10 protein-coding genes are annotated in these 13,019 nt (G+C 59.1%); 4 read left to right on the top strand and 6 right to left on the bottom strand.

Features of this window, described 5'->3' with window-relative positions; translation table 11 throughout:
• Positions 1-90: 90 nt before the first annotated feature.
• Positions 91-747, top strand: a complete 657-nt coding sequence (locus KSP9073_RS02810) for a DUF938 domain-containing protein (RefSeq protein ID WP_243409085.1) — start codon at positions 91-93, stop codon at positions 745-747.
• Positions 748-756: 9 nt separating this feature from the next.
• Here KSP9073_RS02810 and KSP9073_RS02805 read toward each other — a convergent pair whose 3' ends face one another.
• The 4 genes from KSP9073_RS02805 to KSP9073_RS02790 all read right to left on the bottom strand — a co-directional run bounded on the left by KSP9073_RS02805 (position 757) and on the right by KSP9073_RS02790 (position 6,523).
• A complete protein-coding gene (locus tag KSP9073_RS02805) occupies positions 757-1,899 on the bottom strand; it encodes an App1 family protein phosphatidate phosphatase (RefSeq protein ID WP_108841423.1) in 1,143 nt (380 codons plus the stop codon).
• Between the two features lie 124 nt (positions 1,900-2,023).
• Positions 2,024-3,328, bottom strand: coding sequence for a shikimate transporter (gene shiA / locus KSP9073_RS02800; protein ID WP_108841422.1), 1,305 nt, complete (start codon positions 3,326-3,328; stop codon positions 2,024-2,026).
• 149 nt (positions 3,329-3,477) lie between these two features.
• Entirely contained in the window at positions 3,478-4,866 is a 1,389-nt protein-coding gene (locus KSP9073_RS02795) for a DEAD/DEAH box helicase (RefSeq protein WP_108841421.1), read from the bottom strand.
• A gap of 184 nt (positions 4,867-5,050) precedes the next feature.
• Positions 5,051-6,523, bottom strand: coding sequence for a Na+/H+ antiporter NhaC family protein (locus tag KSP9073_RS02790; RefSeq protein WP_108841420.1), 1,473 nt, complete (start codon positions 6,521-6,523; stop codon positions 5,051-5,053).
• 280 nt (positions 6,524-6,803) lie between these two features.
• Here KSP9073_RS02790 and leuC point away from each other — a divergent pair, with 280 nt between their 5' ends.
• Complete coding sequence (leuC, locus tag KSP9073_RS02785; RefSeq protein WP_108841419.1) at positions 6,804-8,225, top strand: 3-isopropylmalate dehydratase large subunit; 1,422 nt, start codon at positions 6,804-6,806, stop codon at positions 8,223-8,225.
• Positions 8,226-8,834: a 3-isopropylmalate dehydratase small subunit gene (leuD, locus tag KSP9073_RS02780; RefSeq protein WP_108841418.1), complete on the top strand. Its 609-nt coding sequence runs from the start codon at positions 8,226-8,228 to the stop codon at positions 8,832-8,834. It abuts the gene before it with no gap.
• Between the two features lie 121 nt (positions 8,835-8,955).
• Here leuD and KSP9073_RS02775 read toward each other — a convergent pair whose 3' ends face one another.
• Together KSP9073_RS02775 and KSP9073_RS02770 are read right to left on the bottom strand one after the other, a co-directional pair.
• A complete protein-coding gene (locus tag KSP9073_RS02775; RefSeq protein WP_108841417.1) occupies positions 8,956-10,263 on the bottom strand; it encodes a 2-hydroxycarboxylate transporter family protein in 1,308 nt (435 codons plus the stop codon).
• Positions 10,264-10,498: 235 nt separating this feature from the next.
• On the bottom strand, positions 10,499-11,401 hold the full coding sequence (locus KSP9073_RS02770) for a LysR substrate-binding domain-containing protein (protein ID WP_243409084.1): 903 nt from the start codon (positions 11,399-11,401) through the stop codon (positions 10,499-10,501).
• Between the two features lie 335 nt (positions 11,402-11,736).
• On the opposite strand from KSP9073_RS02770, the gene KSP9073_RS02765 reads away from it, so the two are divergent.
• Positions 11,737-13,005, top strand: a complete 1,269-nt coding sequence (locus KSP9073_RS02765) for a DUF445 domain-containing protein (protein WP_108841415.1) — start codon at positions 11,737-11,739, stop codon at positions 13,003-13,005.
• The last annotated feature ends 14 nt before the right edge of the window (positions 13,006-13,019 follow it).

The following is a 13,019-nucleotide window of genomic DNA, read 5'->3' as shown; positions in this document are numbered from 1 at the left end:
TGACAGGGCAAGTATGGCTGGTAGTTCAAATTCAGCCCAGACGACTGTGGTCGGATACCCGGTCCGTGACCGCGATAAACAGGAGAAAACATGACCACCATGGATGATCTGAGCACTATGCCGGATGACGCTCGACAGTACAGTCCGGCCGCACAGCGCAACAAGGCGCCACTGCTGGACGTTCTCCGGCCGCGTCTTGGCAAGGGAGCGCGCATACTGGAAATTGCCAGCGGCAGCGGCGAACACATTGTGCACTTTGCCCGCGAGATGCCAGAGCACGAATTCATTCCCAGCGACGCACATCCTGCAGCGCTGGCCTCGATTGCCGCCTGGCGTGAAGTTCTGCGTCGTGAAATGCCCAGGGTTCGGCTGCATTCCCCCCTGGCCCTGGAGGTGGCGCAACAGCCATGGCCGCTAAAAGCGGGCAGTATCGATGCCATGCTCTGTTTCAACATGATCCATATCGCGCCGTGGCAGGCCACGCTGGACCTGATGGCAGGAGCGGCACGGTATCTGACATCAGAGGGATGGCTGCTGCTGTATGGCCCCTTCAGCCGTCACGGGGTCCACCAGGCCGAGAGTAACGCCGCCTTTCATCAGAGTCTTCAGGCTCGCGATCATCGCTGGGGCGTTCGGGATCTGGAGGATGAGGTATTGCCGGCAGCACAGGACGCCGGCCTGACACTGGCCGAGATCATCGAGATGCCGGCCAATAACCTTTGTCTTCGACTGTCGCGCAGGCACTGACGCCGAGCATTACTGGGATTCGCGCACGCGTTCAAGCGCATCACTGGAAATGTAGCCCTGCTCGTGGGCATGTTCGGCCATGGTCAGGCTGTCAGAGGCCAGTACCAGCGAACATTCGTTGTTCTGCTCCTTGTTGATCTGGGCAGAGAGCGCCTCAATGGCCTGCTGACGATCAGCATCGTTGCTGACATCGCGAATATAGACCGTTCGGATGCGTCCGGGATAGGCCCGTACGATGTCGGTGTAAACTTCAGGATCATGCTGGCCGCTGTCGCCGATCAACACAAACGGCAGGGGGTCATAAAGTTCGAGCATGGTCTCGATGAGCTCGCGCTTGTGGTCCTCTGCCTTGCGCGGCAGCGGGTGTTGAATGGTCAGCCCCCACTCGCGCAGGAACAAAATTGGCCCGACCGGAATGCGATTGAGGCGAAAAAACGCCTCCAGCATCTCATAGATACTCCAGGGCGCTCGGGAGACATACAACAGCGGGCGCTGACAGTGCTGATCACCATCGCCCACGTGAAAGCCCCGGTAAAGGGCCGCCACGCCGGGAAAGGCCATGCGCTGCTCGGCGCGGGCAATGAAGAGGTGATACATCATCTTCAGTTTGTTAGCCACGCCGGTGTACATCACCGTGTCGTCAATATCGCTGATGACGGCAAAATCGATATCGGCCGGTGGAATGTAGATATCGGCGACGGCCTCGCCCCCGGCACCAACATTGGCACGAGAACTCTTGTGGTCCTTGCTCGGCGACAGGATTCGCAGCTGCGCCTCATGCCAGATTCGATCGCCCGGAAGGGGCGTGTTGAGCTGAATATGAGCGTTGAAATAGCCGTCCCGGTCGGTGGTCACCGTGACCGTTTCTCCCCCCAGCTGGATCTGTACATCAATGTACTTGATGCCCCAGCGCACGGTCCGCCGCACGATATCGGCCAGGTCACGCCGCCATGAGCCTTCGGGCAGATTCAGATTGAAGCCGGGCTGGCGAAAGACCCGGCCCATCATGAACACTTCACGATGCGTGCCGTAACCCCGGTAGGTATGAATCAGCCTGCCGCCATGGACCTTTTCTGACTTGGCCGGACGCGCCACTACGTGAAGCAGTTTTTTAAGGCCCTTGATCAGGGTGGTAGTGGAGCGACGTGGCATTGAGCTTAACCCGGTAAAAGATATCGGTTGCCAGAAATGGCGACATGAAAGGGCCATCTTGTGGCATCACACTCAAGCGTAGTCGCACCACGCGGCCCTGTCGCCCGTCATGCCGGGCGGGCCGTCAATCAGCACGGTGGCGCTGAATGCTCATCACGCCCAGGGCTGAAAGCGCGCAGCCCACGGCCAGATAGAATGCTACCGGCAGCCAGCTGCCGCCGGCCATGCTCACAAGTGCTGCGGCAATGAACGGCGTAAACCCGCCGCCCACCACACTCGCCACCTGATAGCCCACCCCCGCACCGCTATAGCGATAGGCCGTTCCGAACAGCTCGGCAAACATCGGCTGCTGCACGCTGACCACCATGTCGTGGGCCAGATTGGCCAGCATGACGGCAAAAAAGACGATCCAGACCACCGAACGAGCTTCCAGCGCCATGAAAAAGGGAAAGGCACACAGCACGCCGACCACGGCCCCGACCACATAGATGCGTCGCCGACCAAAACGGTCGGCCAGCAGCGCAAACAGTGGAATGGTCACGCAGCTGATGGCACCCACCAGCAGCCCGATGTTGAGAAAGAGCTCGCGTGAGAGCCCCAGATAACTGGTGGAATAGCTCAGCGCGAAGGTGGTCACGATGTACATCGTGAAAAGCTCGGCCAGTCGCAGCGCAATGATCTGCAAAAACGCTTTTGGATGACGGCTCAACGCCTCAAGCACCGGCGGGCGGGAAGGCGTCTGCCCCCTTCCCTCAACGTTTTCCCTGAACTCGGGAGACTCCTCAAGCCCTGCGCGCACCCAAAAGGCAATCGCGACCAGCACAATCGAGAAGACAAACGGCAGTCGCCAGCCCCAGCTCTGAAAGGCCGCATCATCGAGAAAGTGACTCAACAGTGACACGCTGCCGGTGGCCAGAATCAGCCCCACACCATAGCCGACCTGTACACCGCTGCTGTAAAACGCACGCCGATGACGCGGCGCGCTCTCGACCGCCATCAGCGCCGCACCGCCCCACTCACCGCCTACGGCAAAGCCCTGTAACGCCCGCAGCACCACCAGCAGTATCGGCGCCCAGACACCGATGCTGGCATAGGTCGGCAGCAGTCCGATCAGTGCAGTGGAAACGCCCATCAACATGACCGTCAGCACCAGCATGCGCTTGCGACCGAGTCGGTCGCCGAAGTGACCGAACACGATGCCCCCCAGCGGGCGGAACAGAAAGCCCACGCCAAAGGTGGCCAACGCCGCCAGCGTGCCGGCCGCCGGACTCACGTTGGGAAAGAACTGGCCATTGAACACCAGCGCCGCCACGATGCCGTAAAGCAAAAAGTCATACCAGTCGACCACAGCACCGACAAAACTGCCCAGCGCTGCGCGACGCGCCTGCTGTTCATGGGTCAGCACGCCCGAATGACCTTCTGCACGCATGTTTGTAAGCCTCTGTGATGAATCGCTTAATGAAGGCCTGCGACAATGCCAGTGCCCGCTCTGGGCGTCCACCGCCAGACAGGCATAAAAAAACCGCCTGCCTGAGCAGACGGTTGTGATCACACCCTACTGATGTCTATAACGCGTGATCAGCGGTTACCGCTGTTGTCTGCCGAGCGCGGCGCACTGCGACGACGGCGCGCAGGGCGAGCCTGTTCATTACTGTTGCCGCCATTACCACCGTTACCACCGCTGCGCGAGCGATTGCCCGAGCTACTGCGACCGGCACCGCCACCGTTGCGGGCGCCACCGCCATTGTTGCGCGACGGGCCACTGCCCTGACGACGCTGGCCGCCGCCCGGACGCTGCTCCCGTTCATCCGGCGTTTCCGGCACGGCACGCGTAAAGTCAAAGCCCTCGGCAGTGGCCACCGGAATGGCACGACCGATCAGCTTCTCGATCTGCTTGAGCTGGCTGCGCTCATCGGGCATCACCAGCGAGACCGCCTGGCCGCTGGCACCGGCACGACCGGTACGACCGATGCGGTGCACGTAGTCGGAGGGCGTCTTGGGCAGCTCGAAGTTCACCACGTTGGGCAGCTCGGAAATATCGATACCGCGCGCGGCCACATCGGTCGCCACCATCACCTGCACTTCGCCGTTTTTGAAGCCGGAAAGCGCGGCAGTTCGGGCATTCTGGCTCTTGTTGCCATGAATGGCCGCCGCCGTAATGCCGGCCTTTTGCAAATGCTGCGTCACTCGGTTGGCCATGTGCTTGGTGGCCGTAAAGACCAGCGCCTGAGACCACTGATGATGGGTGATTAGATGGGTCAAAAGTGCCATGCGCTGGGGCTTTTCAACCATATAGATCGATTGATCGACGCTTTCGGCCGCGGTGTTGCGCGGGGCCACATCGATGCTGACCGGGTTGTCCAGCAGCGTGCCGGCCAGCTCGCGGATCTCTTTTGAGAAGGTCGCGGAGAACAGCAGGTTCTGACGCTTTCTGGGCACCAGACGCAGGATTTTCTTGATGTCGTGGATAAAGCCCATGTCCAGCATGCGGTCGGCTTCATCAAGCACCAGGGTTTCGACCTGATCCAGACGCACGGCCTTTTGATTGACCAGGTCCAGCAGTCGACCCGGGCAGGCCACCAGGATATCCACGCCATCACGCAGACGCGCGATCTGCGGGTTGACCTTGACGCCGCCGTAGACCACATCGCTTTTCAGACGCGGACGCAGGTGCACGCCGTATTTCTCGACCGACTCCCCGATCTGGGCGGCCAGCTCGCGGGTCGGGGTCAGAATCAGTGCCCGAACCGGACGCCTGGATTCAAAACGCTGACGCGACAGACGCTCCAGAATCGGCAGGGTGAAGCCTGCAGTCTTGCCGGTACCGGTCTGAGCCGCCGCCAGAACATCGCGACCTTCAAGGCAGGCCGGAATGGCTTTTGATTGAATGGGGGAAGGTGTCTGGTAACCAGCATCTTCGAGAGCGCGCAAAAGCTCGGGCGACAGCCCAAGTTGGGAAAATGACATCGACAGGTTGTCTCATGGCGCTATCGGATACTGGCGTCTTCTTCGCGAGAGCGACAGCGCCGTGACAGCGCAGGGGGAATTTCAATGACGGAGGCAGACCGACGGCCTGCCCGTGCGAAGAGGAGCGCCAACATAGGGGATTTGCGCCCCGATTGCCAGCGTTATCGTACCATGGCCTTGATCGTTACTGCGCCGTAACGCCCGCTGCGGCTTCCTCAGGATCCTCGAAATGCAGGCCCCAGCCGGTGGCCGCGGCAAACAGCATGATCAAAAGCAAAAACCAGCCGTGGAAGACAAACGGGAAGACATCGGTGGGCGCAACAATCGGCAGCCAGTCATACTGGCCTTGCATCGAGGTAATCGTGGCCCAGCCCAGCAGGACCGGCGCGCCCCAAGGGAAGATATAGCCCAGCGCAGAGGTCACGGCATCGAGCATGTTGGCACGACGATAGCGGTGAATACGGTACTTTTTGCCCAGCTCGCGCACGAACGGTGCGGCGGCAATCTCGGCGGCGGTATTGATGGTGATCGCCGAGTTCAACAGCGCCACGATCCCCCAGATGGCCAGCTCCGCTCGGCGTACGGAATCGCCAATCCAGCGCATCAGCCCTTTTGTGACGGCGCTCATGGTGCCGCCGAGTTTGAGCAGATGGGCAGTCGCGACAATCAACAGGATCAAAATCGCCATGTTGACATAGCCGCTGACGCCATCGACCAGAGCCCCGGTCACCACGGTGTCGCTGTCCGGATCAAAGGCCATGATCTCGCCCGGGGCGGCCAGACCTGACGCCACGATCATGATCGCGGCCAGAACGATCCCCCAGGTCAAAGAGGTGATCAGGTGATGGCCGCGCAGAGCCAGTAAAAGCACCAGCGCAAAGGGAATCAGCATCAAAAGCCCGGTTGGATCGGTCTGCGCCATCATTGCATTCAATGCGTCCTGATTGCCGCCGACATCACTGCTGGCATTGCCCAGCAAAACGAACAGCACCAGTGACGGCACCGCCGCCATGATCGAGTACTTGAAGCGGCTTTTCACCACCCCGGGAACGTCCGCCTCCTGGGTGGTGGCCGAGACAATGGTGGTGTCCGACACCGGCGCCAGGTTATCCCCGAAGATAGCGCCGGCCAGGATGGCCCCGAACAACACCACCGGGTCACACCCCAGCGCCACGCCGGCCGGGTACATCAGGGTAGAAAACGCCACCGTGGTACCGTAACCGGTGCCGACCGCGGTGGAGAAGACCGCCGCCAGCACAAAGGTCAGGCCCACAAAGGCGCCGCCGGTGGCCCCCGAGACGCCGCCCAGCCAGACCAGCCCTTCCACCAGCCCGCCGGTCTGCAGCACCTGCGCCAGCATCCCGGCATAAAACCAGGCCACCACGGCGATAACGCCGATGGGCTGTGCCATACCGTCGAAAAGCCCCTGCGCGTAGTGTTCCCAGCGGCTTTTGCAGAATAAAAGCCCCAGCGTCAGACCAAACAGAGCGCCCATGACCAGGCCGATCTCGGAGGAGAGCCCCAGCACGCTGGTAATGATTGCCCAGCCGACAAAAAAGATCAGCGGCACGGCAGCGCCCAACGCGCCAAGGCGAAACGTCAGGATCGGCTCGTGTTGAGCAGGGCGTGTTGTGCGGTTATCCGATGTCTCGGTCATGGCGTCTCTTCTTGTCGTGGTCTGAAATCTTGTGGCCCCGTGAGCCGGCGCCTTCGGTGCCGACGACAGGAAGGGCCACCATGATGTCTGCTGTCGGCTCATTGCGCGATGAATACGCCCAACTGGACACGATTCATGAACCAAGCTCTTACGGATGAGCCATTGATGCCCCATCAGACAACTTTAATATCATCACGGTGCGCCAGCCATACCCATAAACGAGAGTCTTGCAACGACATCTCAAACATGGCGCCGTTTTTATCCTGATGAGCGAGTAACCATGACAACCGGCAAAACGTTATATGACAAACACATCGACTCTCATACCGTGTGTCAGCTTGATGACGATGGTCACGTACTGCTCTATATCGATCGTCAGGTACTCAACGAATACACCAGCCCTCAGGCCTTCAGTGGCCTGAGAGAAAAACAGCGCAAGGTCTGGCGCCCGTCAACGTCACTGGCCGTTGTGGATCACGTCAACCCGACGGCGCCCAACCGGATTGCCCTGATCAATGATCCCGGTGGCGCGCGTCAGGTCAGCTACTTCGGGGAAAACTGCCATGACTTTGGCATCGAGCTGTTTGATGTTCTCGACAAGCGCCAGGGCATTGAGCATGTGGTTGCTCCCGAACAGGGCTTCATTCTTCCAGGCATGGTCATTGCGGCAGGTGACAGCCATACCACAACCTACGGGGCACTGGGCGCTTTCGGATTTGGCATCGGTACCTCCGAGATAGAACACCTGCTGGCCACCCAGACACTGGTCTACAAGCGGTTGAACACCATGCGGGTCACGGTGGAAGGTACGCTGGCCAGGGGCATGTCTTCCAAGGACATCATCATGGCACTGATTCGCCGTATCGGCGCCTCCGGCGCCACGGGCTACGCCATCGAATTTGCAGGGCCGGGCATTGGCGCGCTGAGCGTGGAAGCCCGTATGACGATCTGCAACATGGCCGTCGAGGCCGGCGCACGCGGCGCCTTCATGGCCCCCGATGACAAGGTGTATGACTATCTGAAGGGCCGTGAAAGAGCGCCGTCCGGCGAGCTGCGCGAGCAGGCGCTGGCACGCTGGCAGGATCTCAAAAGCGACGAGGACGCGGTCTTTGACATGGATCTGGTCCTCGACAGCAGCGACCTGGCACCGATGGTCACCTGGGGCACCAGCCCCGATCAGGCCGCCTCTATCAGCGATACGGTGCCTGGCCCCGAAAGCTACGACACCCCCTCACAGCGCCGGGATGTCGAGCGCGCCCTGTACTACATGGGACTGACACCCGGGACGCCGCTGACCGATATTCGCATCAGTCACGCCTTTATTGGTTCCTGCACCAATGCGCGAATCGAGGATCTTCGGGCGGCCGCCGACATGGTCGGAGACCGAAAGGTCGCGGAACACGTCCGAGCCATCATCGTTCCCGGCTCGACTGCAGTGCGTGACCAGGCTGAGGCTGAGGGTTTGGCTGACATCTTCATTCGCGCCGGCTTTGAATGGCGACAGTCAGGCTGCTCGATGTGTCTGGCCATGAATGATGACGTGCTTGAGCCGGGCGATCGCTGCGCCTCCAGTACCAACCGAAACTTTGAAGGGCGTCAGGGCGCCGGCGCGCGCACCCATCTAATGAGCCCGGTCATGGTCGCTGCAGCAGCCATCAAGGGACACCTTACCGATATCCGCGAAATGACCGAGGAGGCTTGAATGGAACCCTTTATTTCCGTGACCGGTACAGCAGCGCCCATGCTGGCCGCCAATATCGATACTGACGTGATCATGCCCAAGCAGTTTCTCAAGGGCATCGACCGCCAGGGGCTCGACCGCGGTCTTTTCCATGGATTGAGATTTCAGGAGGATGGCACGCCAGACCCGAGCTTCATTCTCAACCAGCCGGCCTGGCAGGGAAGCCGGTTTCTGGTTGTTGGCCCCAATTTTGGCTGTGGCTCAAGTCGTGAGCACGCTGTATGGGGGCTTCAGCAACTGGGGATACGGGCGCTGATCGGCACAACCTTTGCCGGCATCTTCTATGACAACTGCCAGCGCAATGGCGTGCTCACCATCAAGCTGGACCCTGAAAGGCATCAACAGCTGGCAGATGTCATCAGCAACCCCGAGCGCAACCAGATCACCGTTGATCTCGAGCAGCAAATCATCGCGCTTGAAAACGCTGATGCGGTGCCCTTCCAAGTCGATACGCTAAAGCGTGATGCGCTGATGCGCGGTCTGGATGCCATCGGCACAACGCTTGAACGACAGGCGCAGATCATGGCGTTTGAACAGCGCCATCTGGCACAAAATCCCTGGCTGAAATAGCCTCCTCGCCCTGATCGACCTGCATTGAAAGCGCAAAACCCGGGGAAGTGGCCACGAGCCTCTTTCCCGGGTTTTTTGTGGTCATATCACAGTGGATCAATGACTGACGTCACCGCCTCGGTCAGGCCAGCAGGGCCACCATCACACCCGAGAGCAGCAGAATGAATGCCCCGCCCAGCCGCGAACTGATCTGAGCAAACGGCATCAGCTGCATGCGTCTGGCGGCAGAAAGAACGGCAACATCACCGGTCCCGCCCATGTTGGCCATGCAAAGACCGGCCGTGATCGAGGACTCAACCGGATAAAAGCCCACCAGCTTGCCGACCAGTCCTGCCCCCAGGGCCGCCCCACTGACCACTGCCAGAGTGATCAAAACGTAATTGATGCTCAGGGCCTGGATAACCGTATCAAGATCGGTGTAGGCAATCCCGATACCAAAAAGCTGCGCCAGGGTCAGGTTGGCGGCAATAAAGCCAAACCACTGCGCACAGGCGTCGTTGATGATCTCGGGGACCCAGCCGAAAATCTTGCACAGCGCCACCAGGATAATCATGATCGCGTAAGGGTGAAGCGGGATAAAGCTGCCCAGCACTTCGCCGGCCACGTAAAAGCTGATCGAGGTCAAAAGGCCAATCCCCAGCATGCGCACGCTGAGTTCCTGCACCCTCTCCTTGATCGTGACGCCCTGCATGATCTGCCCGTTGCCGCTGATCCCCGGAATGCGATCGGAAATGGCAGCAAGAATGCTGGCCAGAATAATCGAAAACACATTGCCCAGCGCCAGTGCCGGCACCAGAAGCGAAATGTAGTAACTGGCAGGCTGGCCCAGCAGCTGCTCGTAGACCTGGCTCATCGGGATCGCCCCGGCCCCCATTCCGCCCCCCAGGATCGGCAGGGCAATGACCAGTACGGCGTCCTGCAGAGTATAACCAAGCAACAGGCCAACCAGCGCTGCCAGACCAATGGCGCCGGCCGTCGCGCCCAGAATCGGAATGAAATAGCGAATGCCGATCTTTTTCAGCGCCGAGGAGTCCATACCCAGAATGCTGCCTGCAATCAGGGCCACGATATAGAAATTGAGAAACCCTCCCGATTTCATGAAGGTATCAATATCGGTAACCACAGGCTCGGGCAGAACACCAAAGTACACCAGCGCCGCGGCCCCGAAGATGGCCACCAGAACACCGCCGCCCAGATAACTGCGCACGATGGGCAGACGGTCGCCGATAAATCCCAGTATGCCACCCAGCACGATCATCGCCATGAGACTACCGATCAGCCCGCCCGGCAGGACCCCCAACCCGATGGCGGCACAAAGAATAACGGTAATGGCCAGAAAGATCGGCCAGGGAACGCCATTGATACGTTGCCATCTGGCAGCAACAAGCGTGTTTTTTCCCGGGAGATCCTGATCTGGTGTACTCGACATGATTGAACCCTCATACGATAAGGCTGGCGGCAGTGTGATATGGCATTAAAAGTTCAGCACCAAATAACGGCACTTCTTCTGACAATGCTGTCGCCAACCCCGAAAATCATCAACGCATGAAGTGTGATTCAACCCTTTACGAAAAATTTAAATTCATATCAATAATCAAAAAAACAATTCGACCTTGAGCGTAATGTTTTCGCCCATCGCGGAGTAAAGAAGCCCACTTGATCAACTATCGACCTTGCAAGGCTGGTGTAGAAACCAGCGCCTGAAAATGCTTTTCCAGAAACTCGACGCAGACCTTGACCTTCGCCGAATGGCTTAAACGGGTCTGGTAAACGGCCCAGATATCAGCAGGCTGCTGATACTGCGGCAAAAGATGAACCAGCCTGCCCTCCTTGACCCATTGGCCAACTTCCCACTGGGAGCGAAGAATAATGCCATGACCGTCGAGTGCCCACTGCAGAACCACGGAGCCACTATTGGAAGAAAGTGCCCCTCTAACGTTGACACTTTCAGGTGTTTCTTCACGATAAAGCGTCCATTGTCCGAAGGAGTTATTACGCTCTTTCAGGATAATACACTCATGATGCAGGAGTTCATTGAGGGCCTTCGGAGAACCGTGGCGTTTTAAGTATTCCGGAGAAGCGCACAATATACGGTGGTTTTTTGCCAGATGACGAGCAATAAGATTCTCGGAAAGATCATTGCCGATTCGAATTTCCATATCGAAACCTTCGCCGATGATGTCAACGACACGATCAACAAGATCAAGGCGTATCTTTAGATCGGGGTAAAGGTCATGCAACGCGGAAAGAGCAGGGCCGACATGGTCGCGCCCGAAGCCGAAGGTACTGCAAATATGCAGACTGCCATGCGGATGCTCGTGGGAGGCAGACAGCTCGTCATACATGGTGTCGAAATCCGACAGGATACGGATGGCCCATTGATAGGCCAGCTGACCGTCTTCGGTTAGCGTGATCCGGCGGGTAGTTCGATGCAGAAGGCGTGTCCTGAGCGCTTCTTCCAGCATCCGGATTCGTTTACTGACATAGGCCGAGGAAACGCCAAGTTCTGCCGCCGCCGCTGCAAAACTGGATTTGCGCACGACCGTGAGCAACACATTGAGGTCCACGGGAGAGACCTGTCTGATTCGGGACCTTTCCATGCCTGCTCCAGTTGGTCAGTCTCATTGAAATTCGACACTCGATAACGTCGTGACAGACTTTACTTCGGCCCGGGAATGATGGCCTCAATGCCATATTGACTGCTTCACGATAGACACTGGACGGTCTTCAAAACGGTCTACCAGTGACCATTTTATAGCTTCAAGGTCTTTCATGTCGGAGGATCAGCGCAGAAACCGGTAGAGATAGCAGGCAGGTATCATGGTGTTTTGACCTGACTGACTTATATTGACAGCGACGCTGGTACCGTAATGCCCCCTTATCAAGACAAGAGAGAGACCGATTGCCCCCGCCACTCCATAACCGCCGCCGCATTGCTACGCTGTGTCTGCTGGGCGCGCTGATATTGTATGTCATCAGCACCTGGTTTCAGGGCCGTTTCCCGGCACTGGAATACGTCTCCGCCTTTGCCGAGGCGGCCATGATCGGCGGCATCGCCGACTGGTTTGCGGTCACGGCGCTGTTTCGTCATCCGCTGGGGCTCAAAATTCCGCACACGGCGATCATCCCGCGTAACCGGGCGCGACTGGGGAAGAGTCTTTCGGAGTTTATTCGCGAGAACTTTCTGTCCGAAGCCTACGTGCGCGACAGCGTTCGCCGCTTTGACGTGGCCAATGCGCTGGTGAGCTGGCTGTCACGCCCCGAGCGGCGCGCCATGGCCGCCGAGCGATTGACCCAGGCCATGAGCACATCGCTGTCGGCAGTGCGCCAGAGTGCCGCGCGGGAGTTTCTTACCCGTACCCTGCGTCACCATCTGGGCCGCATCAATACGGCCCGGCTGATGGGCAGCGCGCTGAACGTGCTGGCCGCGGAGGGGCGCCATCAGGCGCTGCTGGATGATTCACTGACCAGGCTTTCACGCTGGCTCGAGGTCGAGGACAATCAGGAACGGGTCAAGCACTTCATTACCGACACCGTCTTCAAGCTGTTCAACCCGCGGGTGATGGGGCGCGAGGTCAGCATGCACCGGCTGGCAGGCTGGCTGATCAACGAGCGCATCGTCGAGCAAAGCGCCAGGTTGATCAGTGAGGTCAGCGACGACCCCGATCACCCGCTGCGTCACCATCTGGATCGCCAGTTTGCCGAGTTCATCAAGCGCATGCGCCACGATCCTTCTTTTGCACAACGTCTGGACCGGCTGCGCGACGACATTCTCGACAACAATCGTCTCAGCGACTATATCGCCGGCGTCTGGGAAGAGCTGATGGACTGGCTGGCCCGCGACCTGGACGCTGTCGACTCGCAGTCACGTGCCTGGCTTGAGCATTTCATCGAGTATTACGCACGCACCCTCGAGCACGACGCCCCGGCCCGCGCATGGCTCAACGAGCAGGCCGTGACGCTGTTACCGGCGCTGGTCGAGCGTAACGGACCGCGCATCGACGCCTACATCCAGCGCTACCTGGATAGCCTCGATAGCGACGAGATCGTCGATCAGATCGAGAAGAATGTCGGTAACGACCTGCAGTTCATCCGCATCAACGGCACACTGGTCGGGGGGCTGATCGGGTTGACCATTCACGCTGTGACGCAGCTGGTGCTGACGCTGTAACGGTTGAGACTGAC

Source organism: Kushneria phyllosphaerae (genome assembly GCF_900312995.1).
GTDB classification, from domain to species: Bacteria; Pseudomonadota; Gammaproteobacteria; order Pseudomonadales; family Halomonadaceae; genus Kushneria; species Kushneria phyllosphaerae.
This window is presented reverse-complemented; position numbering and strand designations above follow the sequence as displayed.

Excerpts from the sequence above, each read along its gene's own strand:
- KSP9073_RS02810 (WP_243409085.1), top strand. The coding sequence starts at position 91 with ATGACCACCATGGATGATCTGAGCACTATGCCGGATGACGCTCGACAG.
- KSP9073_RS02775 (WP_108841417.1), bottom strand. The coding sequence starts at position 10,263 with ATGTCGAGTACACCAGATCAGGATCTCCCGGGAAAAAACACGCTTGTT.
- KSP9073_RS02795 (WP_108841421.1), bottom strand. The coding sequence starts at position 4,866 with ATGTCATTTTCCCAACTTGGGCTGTCGCCCGAGCTTTTGCGCGCTCTC.
- leuD (WP_108841418.1), top strand. The coding sequence starts at position 8,226 with ATGGAACCCTTTATTTCCGTGACCGGTACAGCAGCGCCCATGCTGGCC.
- leuC (WP_108841419.1), top strand. The coding sequence starts at position 6,804 with ATGACAACCGGCAAAACGTTATATGACAAACACATCGACTCTCATACC.
- KSP9073_RS02790 (WP_108841420.1), bottom strand. The coding sequence starts at position 6,523 with ATGACCGAGACATCGGATAACCGCACAACACGCCCTGCTCAACACGAG.
- KSP9073_RS02805 (WP_108841423.1), bottom strand. The coding sequence starts at position 1,899 with ATGCCACGTCGCTCCACTACCACCCTGATCAAGGGCCTTAAAAAACTG.
- shiA (WP_108841422.1), bottom strand. The coding sequence starts at position 3,328 with ATGCGTGCAGAAGGTCATTCGGGCGTGCTGACCCATGAACAGCAGGCG.